This is a genomic window from Desulfosporosinus acidiphilus SJ4 (assembly GCF_000255115.2).
GTDB lineage: Bacteria > Bacillota > Desulfitobacteriia > Desulfitobacteriales > Desulfitobacteriaceae > Desulfosporosinus > Desulfosporosinus acidiphilus.
The window spans coordinates 3,234,289-3,252,481 of sequence record NC_018068.1; the positions used below are offsets into that span (position 1 = coordinate 3,234,289).

The window sequence follows — 18,193 nt, forward strand, 5'->3', positions numbered from 1 at the left end:
AACAAAAAAGTATTTAAGTTTGTTGGGGTTTCAGGCAAAATGATACCGTGAGGTTCGTTCTGGTAAGGCCTTTCACTCCTTGAGGCTATGACCTCTTATTAAGTCTGACTGCCAGCCCACAATTTGAACTTTTAACTCGAAGGTTGCACAGCTTAAAGGGAACCCCTCCGATGGTAGCAGATCGGTTGGATCCGAGGTCTTTTTAAGACAAGTGCTGATTCGGCGAGGTTGTTGACCTGTTGTGGTGCCTGGTCCCAACGTTAATCTTACAAATTCTTCGACTCGGAAAGTGAGGTGATTTTACTTGAGTTTATTTGTCGGTATAGATGTGAGTTCCAGTGATTTTAAAGTGCGAATCTTAGATGAGCGTGGTAATGAACCAGTTAAAAGGCTAAGGGTTTTGAATGATCAGCCTGGTTGTGAGCAAGTTGCCCGATATCTCTCTGAAGCCTGTAATAAAGAGAATGAGGACCGGCTGGTTATTGGTTTAGAGGCCACTTCCGTGTACAGTTGGCCGTTACAAATGTTCTTAGCGGAAGACCATTGTTTAGCACCTTTACAGCCCCAAATTTATTCCTTTAACCCCAAGGTCGTTGCTAATTTCAAAAAGGCTTATGTGGACCTTCCGAAGAACGACTGGATTGATGCCTGGGTCATTGCCGAACGTTTACGCTTCGGCCGGCTCCCGGAGGGCTCTCAGGTCGATTTCCGCTACTTACCGTTACAGCGACTCACTCGCTTTCGTTGTCATCTGATCGAGATGATCTCCAGAGAGAAGAATTATTTCCTCACGAACTTGTTCTTAAAGTTTAGCACTCTTGCCCAAGGTACGGTTTTTAGTAATACTTTCAGCGTTACTTCTGAATCCTTGACACTTGAGTTTTTTTCTCCAGAAGAGGTTGCGGCTCGACCGCTTGATGAACTGATTGATTTCCTCATGGAGAAAGGAAGAAGTCATTTCGAGGATCCGGAAGCCAAAGCCAGAGAGTTGAAGGAAGCCGCTCGCAAGGCCCATCGACTACGTGGAAGCCTATTGCAACCCATTAACCTTATCCTAGCCACGAGCATCGAAACCATCCACACTTTAGAGAAACAGGTCAAGAAAATCGATAAGGCGATCGAAGCTGAAATCAGGCATTTCCCTAATACGCTCATTACCATTCCCGGTATTGGCCCTGTGCTTTCAGCTGGTATTATTGCTGAGATTGGAGACATCCGCCGTTTTCCGAATGAAGGAGCCTTAGCAAAGTTTATTGGGCTAACCTGGCGTTCTCACCAGTCCGGTGATTTTACAGCCGATGACACGCCCTTAACTCGAACCGGCAACACCTACTTGCGAAGTTATATCATCCAGGCTGCTAACCTAGTACGCCAAAAGGAACCAGAGTACAAAGCCTTCTACCAACGTAAATTCTCGGAAAGTAAGACTCACCATCATCGCCGTGCTCTCGTGCTTACTGCACGCAAACTCGTCCGTATGGTTGATGCTCTGCTACGCAGCAACCAAATCTATATGCCACATGGCAATAGGGGGATTGCAAACTAAGCATGAACTACGAGAATTGAAGTCCCATTTTTGTAACTTGTTTCCATTTCATTTTGGGAATAAGAGGGTTTTTTATTGCCTTTTTTGCCAACGGATAACTAACTTACTGAAAAATTGACTCACTTAGGGTCTTGACATATTACCGAAGGACTTCTTATGATCTTCTTTAAACTTACCTGTTATTTCTTGATAACGTCGAAACAACGCCTGATCCTGGAGTAACTTTTCCTGCATTTTTTTATATGCCGCAATTATTGTTGTATGCCGGCGGTTAAAATATACGGCTATCTCCGGATATGAAAGCTTACATAGCATTCTAACCGTATAAATTGCCAATTGTCTGGCTTCATTGATTGACGGTTTTTGAGCCGGTCCAACTAACTCTTCAGGAGTATGACCCGTGATTTGAGCCGTTACCCGCAAAATATTCATTGGGCTTTTCTCTTGACTCTGTTTTCTTGCTTGCTCACGCCAATAGGAGAGAAAACATTGAACGCTCAATTCGTCGTTATAAAGTTCCGCATAATCAATAAATTGGCGAAGGACTTTTTTCGCCTCTGCCAGACTGGTGGTTTGCCGAGCAATGAATTCAGGAATTGCGGAATCCATAGAAAGCAGCAGACGGTGAGAATATTCTTCAATAAAAGCTTCAATCTCGTATTCCTGCGGCCTTGCCAGAGGAATTACAACCCCGCTCAGCAAACGCGACATTAACCGTTCCCCTAAGAAGGTTAGATTTAGCAGCTCCGTTTCCACGACCGCCATCATCTTTCCTCCATTTTGCAGGATATATTCATACGTATAGTGAATTTCCTCAATCGTTTGCTTTTTTCCTGCCAAACCTTGCAAATCGTCTAAAAGCAGCAAGGGCACCGCACGATAGGATCGACGAAACTGCAAAAGCCTGTTTTCCTGTGAAGCAAAAGCATATTGACGGGAAAAAGACGCAGCATCGATTAAAAGGCTCCCCTCATTTTTCCACGTTTGCTCAACATGCTTTAAGAGAGAAGATTTCCCAACTCCCGCCGGCCCATAAACAAGGGTCATACTTGGTGCCGTAGCCGGTTCGTAGTGATTAATGAACCGCCATGCCTTTATATTAAAATCGCTTAAAAACCAGTTCAAGCGATCCTCTCCTTTTTAGAGATCTAATTTCTTCCCATTGTGAGACTCCCACTTCCCTAAGTAGGAGTGGTACCGTGATTTATAACTGTCATTGTAGTCGGTACTTTAAGATACGATGGTGCCGTCCTGCCTTTGCTGGAACAAAAACCTATAACACTGTTCAGCAATATAGTTTAGAGACTTATTCCGGCGAGTCAACAAATAAAAGCCTCGTTCAAGACTGAAGTCTTCAACAGGCACCTCGGCTAAACCCGATTTTTCGCCTTGTTCAATAGCATGTCTTGACAAAAATGAATAGCCTAACCCGGCTCGTACAAAGTTTTTAACCCCTTCGGTGCTGCCTGCTTCCAGTACGATATTGAAATCATGCAAATCTAAGGCCTGTTTAGCAAGAGCTTCTTCGAAAGCTCGACGATGCCCAGAGCCATTTTCTCTTATGACCATGGGGTAAGCTTTGAGAGATTGAAGTTCAACACTTCGCTTTAGACTTAAAGGGTGGTCCTCCGGAACAATTAAGGCTAACTCATCTTTTAACCAATATTCGGATGTTAACTTTTCAGTATCAAAAACTGCTCCTACAACGGCAAAATCTACTTCGCGGGTCAATACCTTTTCCGCGATGTCCAAGCTGTCTCCAATCGTTAACTTAAAGGTTATATCGGGAAAGGCCTTGCGGAAATTTGTTAATAAGCTGGGAAGTAAATATTCTCCCGGAATATTAGAAGCTCCAATATGTATTTTCCCGCTCATGATTCGTTCGGAATCCCCAATTTCACCCATTAATTCTTCCCATGAATCCAGCATATGTTTGGAATGGCGATAAAATATTTCACCCTCTTGGGTCAGGGCAAAACCTTTCCCTTTTCGATTGATAAGTTTAACTCCGCCTAGCTTCTCTTCGAGAACCCGCATTTGGTTGGAAACTGCCGGTTGGCTAATCTCCAATTTACGGGCAACAATGGTAAAGCTTTGTTCTTCTACTACTTGAACAAATAAACGCATCAGATCGAACATAAACTATTCTCCTCTTAGAGGGGAAAAGAGGGCAAAGCCCCCCTATTCCGCAATAGTAGTCACTTTTTTCATTCGTTGATCTTCAAGAGGTTTATCGGCACGATCTCTGGGAACGTTGACAATGCGGTCTACTTCCTCCATGCCTTCGATAACCTTCCCAAAAGAAGCGTATTGTCCGTCCAAATGGCTTGAAGCCTTGACCACGATAAAAAACTGGGAACTTGCCGAATTAGGGTTTGCTGTTCGCGCCATGGAAATAACTCCACGGTCATGCTTTAAATCATTTTTAAAACCATTGGCAGAAAACTCACCGCGAATTGCCTGTTTACTCCCTCCCATGCCGGTTCCGTTAGGGTCTCCGCCTTGAATCATAAAACTGGGAATAACTCTGTGGAAAATAAGCCCATCATAAAATCCTTGTGATACGAGTGTCATAAAGTTCTTAACCGTATCCGGAGCTATGTCCGGATAGAGTTCAATTTTAATGATGTTGCCGTTTTCCATCTCAATGGCAACGAGCGGATTTTTAGTTTGTTCTAAATCTTGTGTACTTTCATTCGTCACGAGAGTGACCCCCTTTAAATTTATCCTTTAAATTATACCACTAGAGTTAATTTTCGCCTAATACTAAAAGAAATAACCGGAAAGGGCCGGATTAAAATTGACATTTGGGAGAGCCTATATTAAACTGCTTATTGAAACAATATTACATTAAGGAGTGTGTCCCATGTCTCCTAAACGTCCCTACGTTTTTTTGTCCCTTATACTTATCGGTCTCTTGCTGGTCAGCGGCTGCGGTTCCCAAAAACCTGCTGTTACAGCCCAGCCTAAAACGGTCGTTACAAGTATCTCTCCTCTGGCAGATCTTATCAAACAGGTGGCAGGGGATAAAGTTAAAGTGATCAATCTTGTGCCTGCCGGGAGCGATCCTCATGAATACGAACCAACACCCTCAAATGTTCGTCAAGTTGCTGCCTCCAGCATTTTCTTCGCCAACGGAGTTGGGGAAGAAGTGTATCTCGATAAAGTTGTCTCTAATGCTGCAAATCCCAGTCTCCGTAAAGTTGTATTATCTGACGGTCTTCCTATCTTAGGTAAAGATCAAGGCGGTGAGGGAAATCCCCATCTCTGGCTTGATGTACAAAACGCCAAACACTATGTTGAAACCATTCGTGATCAGTTATCCCAAACCTATCCGGAGGATAAACAATACTTTACTCAAAATGCTGCCGCTTATCTCACAAAACTAACCGAGCTCGATCAATGGATTCGAACCCAAATTTCCAGTCTTCCGCCTGAATCCAGGAAAATGGTGGTTTTGCACGATGCCTGGAGCTATTATGCCAAACAATATGGCCTAACCTTTGTTCAACCTATGCTTCATACAGGGGAAGCCGAGCCATCAGCCAAAGAATACGCTGATTTAATCCAAATGATCCGAGAGCAGAAGGTACACGCAGTATTTAGCGAAGAAGGCTTTAATCCAAAGTTAGCTCAGCAGCTGGCCTCGGAAACAGGCGTCAAATTTATCGATAATCTGCATGATGATACCTTAGGGGATACCCCAGACTCTAATTCCTATATCGCTATGATGAAATCCAATACGGCAGCCATCGTTTCTGCCTTAAAATAAACAAGTAGAGAGTAGGACAAAACCATGTCTGATAGTTATGTCATTGAATTTGATCACTTTAGCCTCAAGTACGGAGACCATCAGGTCCTGAAAGATATTCACCTGCGCATACCTAAGGGATCCTGCACCGGAATCATAGGGCCCAACGGTTCCGGTAAAACATCCCTAATTCGCAGTATTGTGGGACTCAACAAACCATCTCAGGGAACCATCCGTGTATTTGGAGAACGACCTCAGCGCTCCTGGCGCCGCCGGCACCAAATCGGCTATGTGCCTCAACTCAAATCCATCAACAAAGACTTCCCTATTTCGGTCTATGAAGTGGTTATGTTGGGCCGGGTTGGACGGTTGGGAGCTCTACATTTTCCCCAAAAAAAAGATCATCAAGTGGTTCAGGAGTCCCTCGAACGAGTGAAAATGTCCGAACTTGCTAATCGCCCCATAGGTCAGCTCTCAGGCGGACAGCAGCAGCGAGTTTTTATAGCCCGTGCTCTGGCTCAAGAGTCGAAACTTATATTGTTGGATGAACCTGCCACAGGACTCGATATTCCTACCCAACAAAGTATTTATGAGCTCCTTGAACAACTGCATGAGGATGGCATAACGAGCCTCACGACAACTCATGATCTTTTAGCTTTGGATTTTCACCACTTCGGCCGTATCCTTTGCTTAAATGAGCAAGTGATTGCCTTCGGCCCTCCCGAGAAAGTCCTGACACCAGAAATATTAACCCAAACATTTTCGGGACTTCCCTGGCCTCATCATCTTATTGAAGAGGGCTCTCAACGTTCCATTAAGGAGGATACTTGTTCATGCACCTGCTCTTAGATCCTCTCCATTATACGTTTATGCAAAATGCTTTTATCGGAACTGTGGCTATTGGAATTTTATGCGCCGTCGTTGGAAGTTTTGTTGTTTTACTCCGCTTAGCTTTTATAGGTGAAGGATTAGCTCACGGCTCTCTGGCAGGATTAGCTATTGGTTATCTTTTGAATTGGGATCTCTACCTAACGGCCAATTTTTATACCATTGGGCTGGCAGTACTCATAGGATTTGTCCATGAAAAAGCCAAGGTCACTCTAGACACTGCCATTGGCATAATTTTTTCTGCGTCTATGGCCTTTGGGATTGCTTTAATAAGCAGCATGAAATTTTATACCACCGATCTCACAGGATATCTTTTCGGCTCCGTGTTGGCAATAACCTCGTTTGACCTCAAAATAATCTTAGGGGCAGCCTTTATTATCCTTTCGATCATTATTCTATTCTTCAAAGAATTTGTCTTCTATGCTTTCGATCCTGAGATGGCTGAAGTTGCCGGTTTATCGAGAACAATACTTCACTATACCATGCTTATCATGACCGCAATTACCGTCGTCGTTGCCTCACAAACAGTAGGGATTATCTTGGTCACGGCACTCCTCATCATTCCTGCCGCCTCAGCACAGCAATGGACCAAGTCTCTAAAAAAGCTCCTGCTGCTTGCTGTCTTCTTTGGTCTGACCAGTGCCGTAATTGGCCTTTATATTTCTTACTACTTCAACATCGCCTCAGGTGCAAGTATTGCTCTGACAGCGACTGTATTCTTCTTCATAAGTTTTATTTTTTCATCGGAACGCCAACCGCTGCGACGAAGCTTTGGGCTAAAAGATTAAGAAAAAATGAGGCCTTAACCGCCCCAACTTAGGAGATAACGATCATGAACTATGAAGAAATCCTTCAATATATCCAAGAACAAGGCTATCGTCTTACCTCAGCACGAAAGCGCGTTGTAGAAGTACTTTGCCAAAATTCTGAGTATCTTGGTGCCTACGACATTCATCATATTTTAGAACAAAACGACATTCAGGTTGCAGTCGTGTCGATCTATCGTGTTCTGGAAATGTTATACAATATAGGCTTGCTCGAAAAAGAGGAATTCGGAACCGGCAGCGAACGATTTTGTCTGAAGAATGCCGCCCAACAACACGGACATCAACTTATTTGCACTAAGTGCGGTCAAAGCAAAGAGTTAGGGGATTGTCCAATCAGACATCTCGCTCAGACCATTGAGTCTCAAAGCGGATACCGTATCCAAAATCACTGGCTGAGATTTTTCGGATTGTGTCCCCACTGTCAAGCAAAAGAAGATGTACAGCCTCCTAAGTCAATCCTCTAGGCTTGCTTTTCCCCGTTTAAGACTGTAGAGATAAATGAGAAATACGATCAAGGCAAGAATGATCCCCCCTCTTACAAGATAGCGATGCAAGATAAAGGTGATCTTCTCCCAGTGTTCACCTAAGATTCGGCCAAGAGTAATAAATGTAATCGACCAAAGCAAAGCACCGGTGGCCGCTAAAACGACATAACGAGCATAATTTAATTTACTCATTCCCGAGAAATAGGCTGTAAAGTGACGAAATCCAGGAAAGAAATAACCAATCACGATCAAGCGATCACCAAAGCGCCGAAACCAGTGTTCGGCGCTATTAATCTTATGCTCGTTAAAGTGAAGGAACGGCCCTATTTTCTGCAGAAAAGGAATTCCTAGCCTCCTGCCAATCCAATAGCTCAAATTCATCCCCATAAAGCTTCCAGTAGCGGCGACAAAAAGAGTTTTTGTGAAATCCATTCGGCCTAAGGTTGTTTGAAACCCGCTGAAGGTCATTAAAAATTCATCAGGAACAGGGATACCAATCATACCACCCGTAAGCATTATAAATAAGCCGGCATAGCGATAGTGGAAAATTATGCTCATTACATAGTGTTCTAATCCGTGCATGCCTAGCTTCCTTCCTCCATTATCTGGATCCTCTAGTACCAACATCGATGGGCTGCCATTGATTATGATTATCTTTGTCTTTTTAAATGCTTCCAAACGAGGTAGATAATAAAGACGACAATAACTCCACCGACTATGACATCAACGCGGTGAAAATAAGGCTTAAGGGAATCCCAATTCTCACCTAATTTTTGTCCTATGTATATCAATAAGGTACACCAGAAAAACGCCCCAATAGTAGTGTACGCAGCCATTTTAAAAGGATTCATGCGCGCAATGCCGGCGGGTAAAGAAATAAACGTCCGTACAATGGGCAATACACGTCCAATAAAAACGGTTATTTCACCGTTGCGTTCAAAGACTTTCTCTGTCCAAGCTAATTCCTTGGCATTAATAAAAAAGTACTTGCCATACCGTTTCAGGAAGGGCCGACCGCCCCATACACCAACATAGTAAGCGACTAAGGCCCCAAATAGATTCCCTAGAGTAGCAGCAATGATCGCTTGCCAAAAGCCGAAATGCCCGCTAAATACCATATAGCCTGTAAAAGGCAGGATGATTTCACTAGGCAGTGGGATACATGCGCTTTCAATTGCCATGGCTATAAAAACTCCCGCGTAGCCGAAAGAAGAAATTATATGTACAACAAATTGCCCAAGTTGGCTGATAATCGTTTCCAAATTGTACCTCCTGATCTTACCCTTAATTAAATAATGACGTACCGTGGGTATTTTACCATAGACTCATAATCTTTACCAGTTTCTTTCTGTAAAATTCAATTTCTTAAAATTAACCAAAGCAGATGAATCCTGCATCTGCTTTGGTCGATGATTTTGAAGCTTTGGCTTTACTTAGTCAGTTTTGCTCACTTGTTTGCGGCTGACCAATCCGTCTGACGCCTCAAAGATATAGGCTTTATTATCAACCACCGTTTCCATGGCAGCAGATTTACCCCAAAGAAACTGCACCAAAGAGAGGGTCTTTTCGAGATAAACGATATCTAGATCCACACCCTCGTGACGATGTCTGAGATACAGCCCCCCTTTACCTTCATAATCTCCTTCTTGCACAACAATTCTCGGATTGCCCCCGTTAACAAGCTGCCGGACTAAGTTGTTGCGGACATTCTCCCAATCATTTTCAGTAACTTGCCAGTGGGCTCCTACTTTACGGAAATTAAACATATTCAATTCTTCGACTAATTCCTTACTCAAATGATTACGAATAAAGGAAAGATCGTTTTCAGCCTCCCGCAGTTCAAAAAGTTCTTCCTTTGTTTTATCTTTGGCTAGGTGCTCCCATAATTTAACTCCCAAGTAGTAGGGATTGAGACCCATGCGCGATGGCTGCACCACTTGACTATGCATCAAGGAAAATTCTAAGGATTCGTTTTCAGTAAGATCAAGTTCGCGCATTATTTTGGCATGCCAAAAGGTTGCCCACCCCTCATTGATAATTTTCGTTTCGATTTGAGGGGAAAAATAGAGAGACTCTTCACGCACAATACTCACAATATCCCGCTGCCATTCTTCCAACCCCGGAGAAAATTCAATCAAATAATAAAGGAGGTCTTCATAATCCTCATGAGGATGGAGATCATTTTCTTTCTGGCAGTCATCCTCCCATAAATCTTCGTAAGGGTTAGAAGTTCTTGATTTTTTCATTTTTGCTTTCCTAGACTCCGTGGCCGAACTTTTTGGCTGCTGACAATTTCCGCAAGTTCCTTTGGAAGTGCATCCCTGACCTGTACAACCAGAGGTATGGCAAGAATGTTCTCCTCCGGATTGTTTATTTGAAAGTTTATGCTTCACAGGTTTATCTTTTTTATAATCCGGTCCGATATGAGAACGGAAGTCCACATGTTCTTGAATTGAAAGCACTGCATCGAGTGTTGATTCTACCTTTTCACGACCATATAAGCTTTCATATTCCCTTATCTTCTCAGCGTGAGCAGCCATTCTTTCTATCATGTCTTTGGGCGTACGGGAAAAATAATAATTATTTTTGAAAAAATCTACATGAGCGTAGACATGACCAATTACTAGTTTGTTTTGGGTTAAATGATTGCCCTCCAGCAAAAAAGCATAGGCCGGATTTGTATTAATCACAAGTTCGTAAATTCTGCTTAAATTCAAATCATATTGAGTTTTCATGCGATAAAATGCCTTGCCAAAACTCCAATGGGTAAAACGCACAGGCATTCCATAAGCTCCAAAGGTATACAATGCCTCCGCAGGAACAATTTCAAAATTAACCGGATAGAAATCTAATCCCATTCCACGTGCCACCTGAGCTATTTCTTGGGCAATTGCCGTTAATGCTTTCATTTCCGTATCCATGCCTTCCCCCCTTATGATCACTCTAGCTTTAAAGCCGAAGTCAAGGCAGGTTAATTCTTCAATTAAGAGAAAACGGTCTTTAGAGCGTCATAAACTTCGTTTCGGTCGCGAATGGTCACTAACCTAAGCTTAGGATCAGTGATTTTTTTTAAGGTAGACATTAAGGTGCTGGAATAATGAGTTCTGAGTATTTCCCCATACCCGACTACCTGACTTACATCGACAAGGTTTTTCATAAGGGTTAAAGCTCGCGAATTATCCGAGCCAATATTATCCCCGTCGGTAAAATGAACCGGATAAATATTATAATGTGCCGGTGGGTAGTCGCTTTCTATTAGATCCAAAGCATATTTATACACGGAAGAGCACCGCGTACCGCCGCTTTCTCCCCGGGTAAAGAATTCTTCTTCTGTAACTTCTTTCGCCTCCGTATGATGAGCCAAAAAACGGATTTCCACATTTTCATATTTTAGTCGTAAAAACCTAACCATCCAGAAAAAGAAGGTACGTGAAATATACTTTTCGAATTGTCCCATAGAACCTGATGTGTCCATCATTGCTAAAATGACGGCATTCGTCTCGAAATTCGGACGTGTCTCCCAGGTTTTAAAGCGCAAATCTTCGGGAGTAATCTTCAGTCGTTCGTTCTTATCCTTTTTGTCTCTCATAGCCTGCCTTTTAATACTTTCCAGCAGGGTACGTTTTTTATCAACATTAGACATGAGTCCATTTTTGCGAACGTCATTGAACTCGGGGCGATCGTGAGCAATCAATGGGCGTTTCTTGTCATCTAAATTGGGCAGCTGTAATTCAGCAAATAAGATATTGGCCAGATCGTCATACGTGACTTCCGCTTCATAAATGTCTTCACCGGGATTTTCACCGGCTCCGCTTCCGGAAGCACCTTTTCCTTTCCCCTGTTCACGCCCTAAAATGTCACCCGGGGACATTTTTTTATTTCCCTGACCCGTATGATTATTTTTATTAATATCGTATTTAAAGCGAAATTCCTCTAAGGAGCGCATGGGGATTTTCGTACTCTTTTTGCCGTCCGATAAAATGATGCTTTCATCAACAATTAAATCCCCTAATTGTTGTTTGATGACTTCTTCAACTTTTTCTCTGTGTCTTGTTTGGTCCAAATAACCTTTACGATGCAAACCCCAGTCATCATGGTTAACAATAATATCCTCCGCCATTTTATCCCTCCTCTTTTTTGTTTAACGGTTTAGGAGGGCACCGACATATTTAACGATTTGATTAGCACAGATTGGGCAGTATCCATGATCATTAATCAAACGGTCCATAACATGATTAATTCTCTTCATTTGTTCTTGATCAGGATGATCCACTGAGGTCGTAATTTTGACAATATCCTTGAGGTCTGCAAACAGTTTCTTTTCAATGGCTTCTTTTAAGCGTTCATGAGATTCGTAATTAAAAGCTTTTCCTTTGCGGGCATACATAGAAATTCGAATCAAAATTTCCTCCCGGAAGGTTTTCTTTGCATTTTCCGTGACACCGATTTGCTCTTCGATACTCCTCATTAATTGTTCATCAGGAGGCAATTCTTCACCGGTAATTGGGTCCAACAATTTCGTAGAATTGCAAAATGCTTCTACGTTGTCGAGATAATTGTTTAAAAGAGATTTTGCTGATTCCTCATAGGCGAAAACGAAGGCTTTCTGAACCTCTTTTTTTGCCATTTCATCATATTCACGACGTGCTACCGAAATTAAATTCAGAAGGTTTTCTCTTTCTTCCTTCGTGATTGAGGTATGCTGAGATAAACCGTCCTTCAGAGCTCTTAAGATATCTAAAGCATTGATACAGGCCCGTTCGTCCCGAATCAAGGCCGTTGAGATGCGATTAATGACATAGCGCGGATCGACCCCGCTCATACCCTCGGCTTGCTCCTCTCCTTCCATCATGAGTTCCTTGATGTCCTTTTGATTAAATCCCTCAACATCTTCTCCATCGTATATTTTCATTTTTTTGACGAGATCCATTCCTTGCTTTTTGGAAGGTTTCAGCCGGGAAAGAACTCCGAAGACGGAGGTTGCCCAGAGGCTATGGGGGGCAATGTGAACATTATTGATGTCACTCTGACTAATTAACTTTTCGTATATCTTAACCTCATCACTGACTCTAAGATTATAAGGAATTTGCATCACAATAATCCTGGATTGTAAGGCTTCGTTTTTCTTATTAGCCACAAAGCTCCGGTATTCGTTCTCATTGGTGTGAGCTATGACTAACTCATCCGCCGAAATCAAGGCAAATCTCCCGGCTTTAAAATTTCCTTCCTGAGATAAACTTAAAAGATTCCACAGGAACTTCTCATCGGATTTAAGCATTTCCTGGAATTCCATTAAACCCCTATTGGCTTTATTCAGTTCCCCGTCAAAGCGATAGGCTCGAGGATCGGATTCCGAACCATACTCTGTGATTGAAGAAAAATCAATGCTTCCGGTCAAATCAGCAATATCCTGAGACTTGGGATCCGAAGGAGTAAAGGTACCAATTCCCACTCTCTGTTCTTCAGAAAAGAGAATCCGTTTTACAGGAAAATGTTCAACTTCTCCTCTGAATTCTTCATCCAAGCGCAAGCGGCAAACCGGACAAAGATTTCCTTCAATGCGAATCCCGTATTTCTCTTCAAATTGGGTCCGCAAAGACAAGGGCAAGAGATGCAGAGGATCCTCATGCATGGGACAGCCTTCAATGGCATAAACAGCACCTTCATCAGTTCTCGTAAACTGTTCTAAGCCTCGTTTCAATAAGCTTACAATGGTTGACTTGCCGCCGCTCACAGGACCCATCAAGAGGAGAATCCGTTTTCGTACATCCAATCTCTTGGCAGCACTGTGAAAATACTCCTCAATTAGGCGTTCCAATGTTTTATCTAAGCCAAAAAGTTCCGTGTCAAAAAAATGATATTTTTTCTGATCACCATTTGCTTCAACACCTGCCGCTTTAATCATGGCATAGATTCGTGCATGCGCATGCAGGGCCAAATTAGGATTTTTAATAACCATCTGCAGATAGTCCGCAAATGTTCCCTTCCATTCTAATGATGCCTCTATTTCGCGATACTCGCGTAACCAATTAATGACTTCCATTAATAGCCCTCCCTTCTTCGGAACAAATCAGTGACGGGTATATATAAGTATATGCCTAGTCGTACTAGATAAGGCATATACTTTTAAACTTCTTTCAATGTGCATAAAGAAAGAACACCCCTGAAAGTGGTGTCCTGCGTGGCTTTTAGCCTAAGTTAAAGCTCTATTCAATTTTTTCCAAATCCCAAGGATCATAAGCAAATTCACCTGGTAAAATATCTAAACGCGCTACAATATACTCACCAATCTCATCGCGGTCAATTCGGACAACTGTTCCTAAGCAACGATTACTCGTTGCAACTCGATCCCCAACTCTAAATTTGCGTTGAGCTCGAAAGGAAGAGCGCGATACCGAATCACGATTTATCGCATACACGTCGATCGTCCTCCTTCTCCAAGAGCTTTATGTTAACTATAGTAACATAGTAAAAATAAAAATATCTAGTGTAAAATTTAGAATATTTAAAATTTTTATTATGTGATCTTTTTCTTAAAGTTTATGCCCCCAATCTTCTGACCTCTATTAAAGGAGACATAAAGATTCTAGATCGCGAACAATTAAGTAAAGAAAACTCGGTTGTCGCCCGAAAACACTACCATAGCTTCAGAGACACTCGGCCAATTCATACTGTAGGAGTATGCGTAATGAGTTGCAGTATGGCGAAAGCACGAAAAAACCCGCACCGGCAAAATGCTTAGTGCGGGTTATGTAGAGATAACTTTACCTTAATACAAGGCTAAATATCGATCCAATTCCCATTGGGATACTGAAACTCGGAAGCTATCCCATTCTTCCATTTTAGCTTCAAAGAAGCGGTGATAAATATGACTCCCCAGAGCTTCCTGAATAACCGGAGCTTGAGCTAATTCATCCAAGGCTTCTTTCAAACTGCCGGGCAAGGAGCCGATATTAAGCTTGGCACGTTCTTCTTCCGTCATAGCATAGATATTTAAATCCACCGCTGAAGGGGGAGTGAGCTTATTCTTAATGCCATCTAATCCCGCTTTCAATTGTACTGCAAGGGCTAAGTAAGGATTGCAGGAAGGATCAGGACTCCTCAATTCTATGCGGGTTGAAGAGCCTCTTTTCGCTGGTATCCGGATCAGGGGACTTCTGTTGCGTCCTGACCAAGCTATGTAACAGGGTGCTTCATATCCCGGCACAAGTCGTTTAAAGGAATTTATGGTTGGGTTTGTAATTGCGGTAAAGGAACGGGCATGTTTCATCAATCCTGCGATATAGTAATAGGCTATCTCTGAAAGTCCTAAAGAATCATTAGGATCATAGAAGGCATTTTTTCCGTCTTTAAATAAAGATTGATTGCTATGCATCCCAGAACCATTAATACCGAAAATTGGTTTTGGCATAAATGTCGCATGTAAGCCGTGATGCTGTGCTATCGTACGGACCACAAAGCGAAAGGTTGCAATTTTATCGGCAATATCCAGTGCATCTGAATATTTAAAGTCTATTTCGTGTTGCCCGGGAGCTACCTCGTGATGAGAGGCTTCGATTTCATAGCCCATTTGTTCCAAGGTAAGAACCATATCCCTGCGAGCATTCTCTCCCAGATCAACGGGGGTTAAATCAAAATATCCGGCTTTATCATGAGTCACCGTGGTTGGACGCCCTTCCGGGTCAGTATGAAAAAGGAAAAATTCTAGTTCCGGGCCGACATTTAAGGTATAACCAAGATCTGAAGCCTCTTTCAAAACGTTTCTCAAAGCACTTCTCGGGCAGCCGCCAAAAGAAGATCCATCCGGATTATAAACATCGCAGATCAGGCGGGCAACTCCGCCTTCTTTAGGCCGCCACGGAAATACGACAAAAGTATTCGGATCTGGGCGCAAATACATGTCCGATTCTTCAATCCGGGCGAACCCTTCAATTGAAGAACCGTCAAACATAAGCTGGCCATCTAAGGCTTTTTCCAATTGCTCAATGGTAATGGCCACATTCTTTAGAATCCCGAAAATATCCGTGAATTGCAGGCGAATAAACTTAACCCCTTTTTCCTGAGCTTCCCGAAGGACATCATCATTAGTCATCATCATAGTGAATCACTCCTTTTAGTTTCTTAAACGATAAACGCCCATGCTCCAACCCTATTCGGTTTTGCATGGACGGCTTTGTCCAATGTCAAGAACTGTTTAATATTCAATACCCTTGCGGGCCATAATTCCTTGATCAAAGGGATGTCTTTTTTGAACCATTTCTGTGACGAGATCAGCTTTGGCAATTAATTGCTCAGAAGCATTACGTCCGGTCAAGACTATCTCCACATGATCCGGTTTAGAATCTAATAAGTCTAGAACATCTTGTTCTACTAATAGTTCAAACCATATGGCATTGACAATTTCATCGAGAATGACGATATCCCACTCCCCGGAATGAACAATTTCTTGGGCTCTTAGAAAAGCCTTTTGTGCTTCCTGGATGTGCTCTTCTTCAGGAGTACCTTTATGTACCCACCCCTTTCCTCCAAAATGTTCATGATGACATTCCGGGTACAAACGGCTTAACCCCTTCAATTCTCCGTAGTCATCGTTACCTTTCATAAATTGAATAATAAATACCTTAAAACCGTGCCCTACTGCTCTTACTGCAAGCCCAAAAGCGGCCGTCGTCTTTCCTTTGCCGTTTCCTGTGTATAATTGAACGAGTCCCTGGTCTAAACCTGCCATTTTTACACCTTCCGAATCCATTTTTCTAGTTGAGGATGAATATAGACAACATTAGGTGAAGTCAAAATTTCCGGAAATCTTTCTAAGGCCTGTTGGTTAAAGGGAATAGAAAAGAAGAGTTTGATCGCCGTTTTCTCGTCTTTCGCTCTTAACTCTACTTTATCTGGATAGAGGTAGTAAGAATAGCTTCCATCGCGCCAACGGACTTCAATGTCACCAAGCTTAATCCGAATAAGGCCAAATTCCTCAATCTTCACAGATCCCACGCCGGAAAAAGGCTGGCTCAAATATTCAGCTTCTAAAGCAACTTGTCCAACTTTAAATTGCAATTCCAAAAGTTGTTCAATAATAAGTCGTGCCGGTACAGATATGTCTTCAAAAGCTCTGCGTTCGCTAAGAAGTTCCTCAAGAAGGGACTCAAATTTTCTCACATGGATCGATCGAACTTTTTGTGCCTTCTTTAAGACATTTTCAAAACAATGGTAAATTTCTTCAATACATTCGAGGAGTATCGTATCTTCCTCACCCATAGATTCCCCTCCAGTCCTATCTCTATACAGAGAAAATTATTTATCTTTATTTTATCTGAACTGCCGTGAATTATAAAGCTTCTTTGCGAAATTTTGGAAAGATTACTATATTGTCCTCCTACGACGAATTTTCTTAGATACTTTTTGTACTCTGGCTTCAATCCAACCCGTTTCAATTTCGGCATCTCGACCAATCTCCAAGGCCTTCCAATAGCACTCAAGGGCCTCTCGATAGCTTCGTCTCTCTTCATAAAATTCTGCCAACCGAATCATGGCATCTAAGGGGAATCCTCCAGGCATTTTTGATCCTACATCCGTTTCCCCTATTCTGTTCCATTTGTTTTCCTCGCTATGCTGAGTTTCTTTTAAAATGGCCAAAGCTTCATAAACCTCACCCAAATGCGATTTTTCCCCCAAAATTTCAAAGAGGCTCAGAGATTTAAAATAGTATTGTTCTGCCTTGGCATAATCCATGGTTAGATGCAGTAAATTGGCCAAGTTTTGATAGCGCAAGGCCATCTCCAAATCATCTTGCGGGTGATATCCTATAGAAAGTTCAAGATAATATTTCGCCTCTTCAAGCAAATTTATAGATTGTTCAATCTTGCTAAGAAAAAAGCAGCTCTCACTCATGACCTGTTTTGAGTCAAATTTCAAGCAAAGAGCAACGGCTCTTTGCTGACATTCAAAGGCAGACTGCATTTCATTTTGCTCAAAGTATAATAAAGCCAGATATTGAAGCGCGTTTGTTAAAGCAACAACGTCGAGTATCTGGATAAAAATTAAGCAGGCATGCTTTATGTTTTTAATGGCTTCTTCCTTTTTCCTTTGCCGAAAACACAACTCACCAATAAGAATATCCAATTCACCCTCACCTTTAAGAAAACCATTGAGACGACAAATTTCTTGAGCTTGTTCATAGGCCGTTTTCGCTTGTGACCAATCTGCCAGCGTCACATAAACCTGACCAAGATCAGCATACAACATCCCAAGTCTTAAAGGCGGTGAAGTCAGTGGGTAAATCGCTATGGCTTTTTCATAATATTGACACGCTGTCTGAAACCTTCCCCTCTTTACAGATACACTGGCTAACCCAGCCCAGGCTTCTGACATGCCCTTGGCATTTTCGATATCCTGGCAAATACGAAGTGCAGATTGAAAGCCTTCTTCGGCCAATTCAAAAAATCCTAAACGAACTCTAACCGTAGCTAAGAGCCGCATGGTAAACGCAACAATCTCCGGAACTGACAATTGGTTTGCTAGGATGAGCGCTTGAGAATAATAGTTTTCCGCTTTGGCAAACTGTTCCTCTCCCAAACACTGAGTGCCTTCCTCCATCAAGTTCCTCCAGGCCGCTAATTCCACCTCGTACATATTATCCCCTCCATGTATGCTCCATAATATGCACGATTAAATTTATTGGGTATTATAAAATTGT

Annotated in this window: 18 protein-coding genes; 5 read left to right on the forward strand and 13 right to left on the reverse strand. The window is 42.4% G+C overall.

Annotated features, from left to right (window positions below):
• Positions 1-304 precede the first annotated feature (304 nt).
• On the forward strand, positions 305-1,546 hold the full coding sequence (locus DESACI_RS14695; protein WP_014826601.1) for an IS110 family RNA-guided transposase: 1,242 nt from the start codon (positions 305-307) through the stop codon (positions 1,544-1,546).
• A 123-nt stretch (positions 1,547-1,669) separates the two neighbouring features.
• Here DESACI_RS14695 and DESACI_RS14700 read toward each other — a convergent pair whose 3' ends face one another.
• From DESACI_RS14700 to DESACI_RS14710, 3 genes are all read right to left on the reverse strand, one after another.
• On the reverse strand, positions 1,670-2,671 hold the full coding sequence (locus DESACI_RS14700) for a DnaA ATPase domain-containing protein (protein ID WP_014827987.1): 1,002 nt from the start codon (positions 2,669-2,671) through the stop codon (positions 1,670-1,672).
• A gap of 105 nt (positions 2,672-2,776) precedes the next feature.
• The gene (locus DESACI_RS14705) at positions 2,777-3,685 is read right to left on the reverse strand and encodes a selenium metabolism-associated LysR family transcriptional regulator (RefSeq protein ID WP_014827988.1); all 909 of its coding nucleotides are present in this window, start codon (positions 3,683-3,685) and stop codon (positions 2,777-2,779) included.
• A 42-nt stretch (positions 3,686-3,727) separates the two neighbouring features.
• Positions 3,728-4,249 carry a peptidylprolyl isomerase gene (locus DESACI_RS14710; protein ID WP_014827989.1) on the reverse strand — a complete coding sequence of 174 codons (522 nt, stop codon included), beginning with the start codon at positions 4,247-4,249 and terminating at the stop codon, positions 3,728-3,730.
• A gap of 163 nt (positions 4,250-4,412) precedes the next feature.
• Between DESACI_RS14710 and DESACI_RS14715 the strand changes: the two genes are divergently transcribed.
• From DESACI_RS14715 to DESACI_RS14730, 4 genes are read left to right on the forward strand one after another with little or no spacing between them, the layout of a single operon-like run.
• Positions 4,413-5,318 carry a metal ABC transporter substrate-binding protein gene (locus DESACI_RS14715; RefSeq protein WP_014827990.1) on the forward strand — a complete coding sequence of 302 codons (906 nt, stop codon included), beginning with the start codon at positions 4,413-4,415 and terminating at the stop codon, positions 5,316-5,318.
• A 24-nt stretch (positions 5,319-5,342) separates the two neighbouring features.
• Positions 5,343-6,146 carry a metal ABC transporter ATP-binding protein gene (locus tag DESACI_RS14720; protein WP_014827991.1) on the forward strand — a complete coding sequence of 268 codons (804 nt, stop codon included), beginning with the start codon at positions 5,343-5,345 and terminating at the stop codon, positions 6,144-6,146.
• Positions 6,131-6,973 carry a metal ABC transporter permease gene (locus tag DESACI_RS14725; protein WP_014827992.1) on the forward strand — a complete coding sequence of 281 codons (843 nt, stop codon included), beginning with the start codon at positions 6,131-6,133 and terminating at the stop codon, positions 6,971-6,973. The genes DESACI_RS14720 and DESACI_RS14725 overlap by 16 nt, the downstream gene beginning before the upstream one ends.
• A gap of 44 nt (positions 6,974-7,017) precedes the next feature.
• A complete protein-coding gene (locus tag DESACI_RS14730) occupies positions 7,018-7,476 on the forward strand; it encodes a Fur family transcriptional regulator (protein WP_014827993.1) in 459 nt (152 codons plus the stop codon).
• Here the strand turns inward: DESACI_RS14730 and DESACI_RS14735 are convergent.
• The 10 genes from DESACI_RS14735 to DESACI_RS14780 all read right to left on the reverse strand — a co-directional run bounded on the left by DESACI_RS14735 (position 7,465) and on the right by DESACI_RS14780 (position 18,129).
• Positions 7,465-8,079 (reverse strand): DedA family protein, encoded by a 615-nt coding sequence (locus DESACI_RS14735; RefSeq protein WP_014827994.1) that lies wholly within the window; start codon positions 8,077-8,079, stop codon positions 7,465-7,467. The genes DESACI_RS14730 and DESACI_RS14735 overlap by 12 nt on opposite strands.
• Positions 8,080-8,147: 68 nt before the next feature.
• On the reverse strand, positions 8,148-8,759 hold the full coding sequence (locus tag DESACI_RS14740; protein ID WP_014827995.1) for a DedA family protein: 612 nt from the start codon (positions 8,757-8,759) through the stop codon (positions 8,148-8,150).
• A 171-nt stretch (positions 8,760-8,930) separates the two neighbouring features.
• On the reverse strand, positions 8,931-10,418 hold the full coding sequence (locus DESACI_RS14745) for a SpoVR family protein (protein ID WP_014827996.1): 1,488 nt from the start codon (positions 10,416-10,418) through the stop codon (positions 8,931-8,933).
• A gap of 62 nt (positions 10,419-10,480) precedes the next feature.
• Positions 10,481-11,617 (reverse strand): sporulation protein YhbH, encoded by a 1,137-nt coding sequence (gene yhbH / locus DESACI_RS14750; RefSeq protein WP_014827997.1) that lies wholly within the window; start codon positions 11,615-11,617, stop codon positions 10,481-10,483.
• Between the two features lie 21 nt (positions 11,618-11,638).
• Positions 11,639-13,540, reverse strand: coding sequence for a PrkA family serine protein kinase (locus DESACI_RS14755; RefSeq protein WP_014827998.1), 1,902 nt, complete (start codon positions 13,538-13,540; stop codon positions 11,639-11,641).
• 163 nt (positions 13,541-13,703) lie between these two features.
• Positions 13,704-13,907, reverse strand: coding sequence for a hypothetical protein (locus DESACI_RS14760; RefSeq protein ID WP_242833195.1), 204 nt, complete (start codon positions 13,905-13,907; stop codon positions 13,704-13,706).
• Positions 13,908-14,266: 359 nt separating this feature from the next.
• Positions 14,267-15,595: a type I glutamate--ammonia ligase gene (gene glnA, locus DESACI_RS14765; RefSeq protein WP_014828000.1), complete on the reverse strand. Its 1,329-nt coding sequence runs from the start codon at positions 15,593-15,595 to the stop codon at positions 14,267-14,269.
• Positions 15,596-15,691: 96 nt separating this feature from the next.
• The gene (gene cobO / locus DESACI_RS14770; protein WP_014828001.1) at positions 15,692-16,225 is read right to left on the reverse strand and encodes a cob(I)yrinic acid a,c-diamide adenosyltransferase; all 534 of its coding nucleotides are present in this window, start codon (positions 16,223-16,225) and stop codon (positions 15,692-15,694) included.
• 2 nt (positions 16,226-16,227) lie between these two features.
• Positions 16,228-16,755: a hypothetical protein gene (locus DESACI_RS14775; protein WP_014828002.1), complete on the reverse strand. Its 528-nt coding sequence runs from the start codon at positions 16,753-16,755 to the stop codon at positions 16,228-16,230.
• A gap of 105 nt (positions 16,756-16,860) precedes the next feature.
• Positions 16,861-18,129 (reverse strand): tetratricopeptide repeat protein, encoded by a 1,269-nt coding sequence (locus tag DESACI_RS14780; RefSeq protein WP_014828003.1) that lies wholly within the window; start codon positions 18,127-18,129, stop codon positions 16,861-16,863.
• Positions 18,130-18,193 lie beyond the last annotated feature (64 nt).

Excerpts from the sequence above, each read along its gene's own strand:
- DESACI_RS14775 (WP_014828002.1), bottom strand. The coding sequence starts at position 16,755 with ATGGGTGAGGAAGATACGATACTCCTCGAATGTATTGAAGAAATTTAC.
- DESACI_RS14755 (WP_014827998.1), bottom strand. The coding sequence starts at position 13,540 with ATGGAAGTCATTAATTGGTTACGCGAGTATCGCGAAATAGAGGCATCA.
- DESACI_RS14705 (WP_014827988.1), bottom strand. The coding sequence starts at position 3,685 with ATGTTCGATCTGATGCGTTTATTTGTTCAAGTAGTAGAAGAACAAAGC.
- DESACI_RS14720 (WP_014827991.1), top strand. The coding sequence starts at position 5,343 with ATGTCTGATAGTTATGTCATTGAATTTGATCACTTTAGCCTCAAGTAC.
- glnA (WP_014828000.1), bottom strand. The coding sequence starts at position 15,595 with ATGATGATGACTAATGATGATGTCCTTCGGGAAGCTCAGGAAAAAGGG.
- DESACI_RS14715 (WP_014827990.1), top strand. The coding sequence starts at position 4,413 with ATGTCTCCTAAACGTCCCTACGTTTTTTTGTCCCTTATACTTATCGGT.
- DESACI_RS14780 (WP_014828003.1), bottom strand. The coding sequence starts at position 18,129 with ATGTACGAGGTGGAATTAGCGGCCTGGAGGAACTTGATGGAGGAAGGC.
- DESACI_RS14735 (WP_014827994.1), bottom strand. The coding sequence starts at position 8,079 with ATGCACGGATTAGAACACTATGTAATGAGCATAATTTTCCACTATCGC.
- DESACI_RS14730 (WP_014827993.1), top strand. The coding sequence starts at position 7,018 with ATGAACTATGAAGAAATCCTTCAATATATCCAAGAACAAGGCTATCGT.
- yhbH (WP_014827997.1), bottom strand. The coding sequence starts at position 11,617 with ATGGCGGAGGATATTATTGTTAACCATGATGACTGGGGTTTGCATCGT.
- cobO (WP_014828001.1), bottom strand. The coding sequence starts at position 16,225 with ATGGCAGGTTTAGACCAGGGACTCGTTCAATTATACACAGGAAACGGC.
- DESACI_RS14745 (WP_014827996.1), bottom strand. The coding sequence starts at position 10,418 with ATGGATACGGAAATGAAAGCATTAACGGCAATTGCCCAAGAAATAGCT.
- DESACI_RS14725 (WP_014827992.1), top strand. The coding sequence starts at position 6,131 with ATGCACCTGCTCTTAGATCCTCTCCATTATACGTTTATGCAAAATGCT.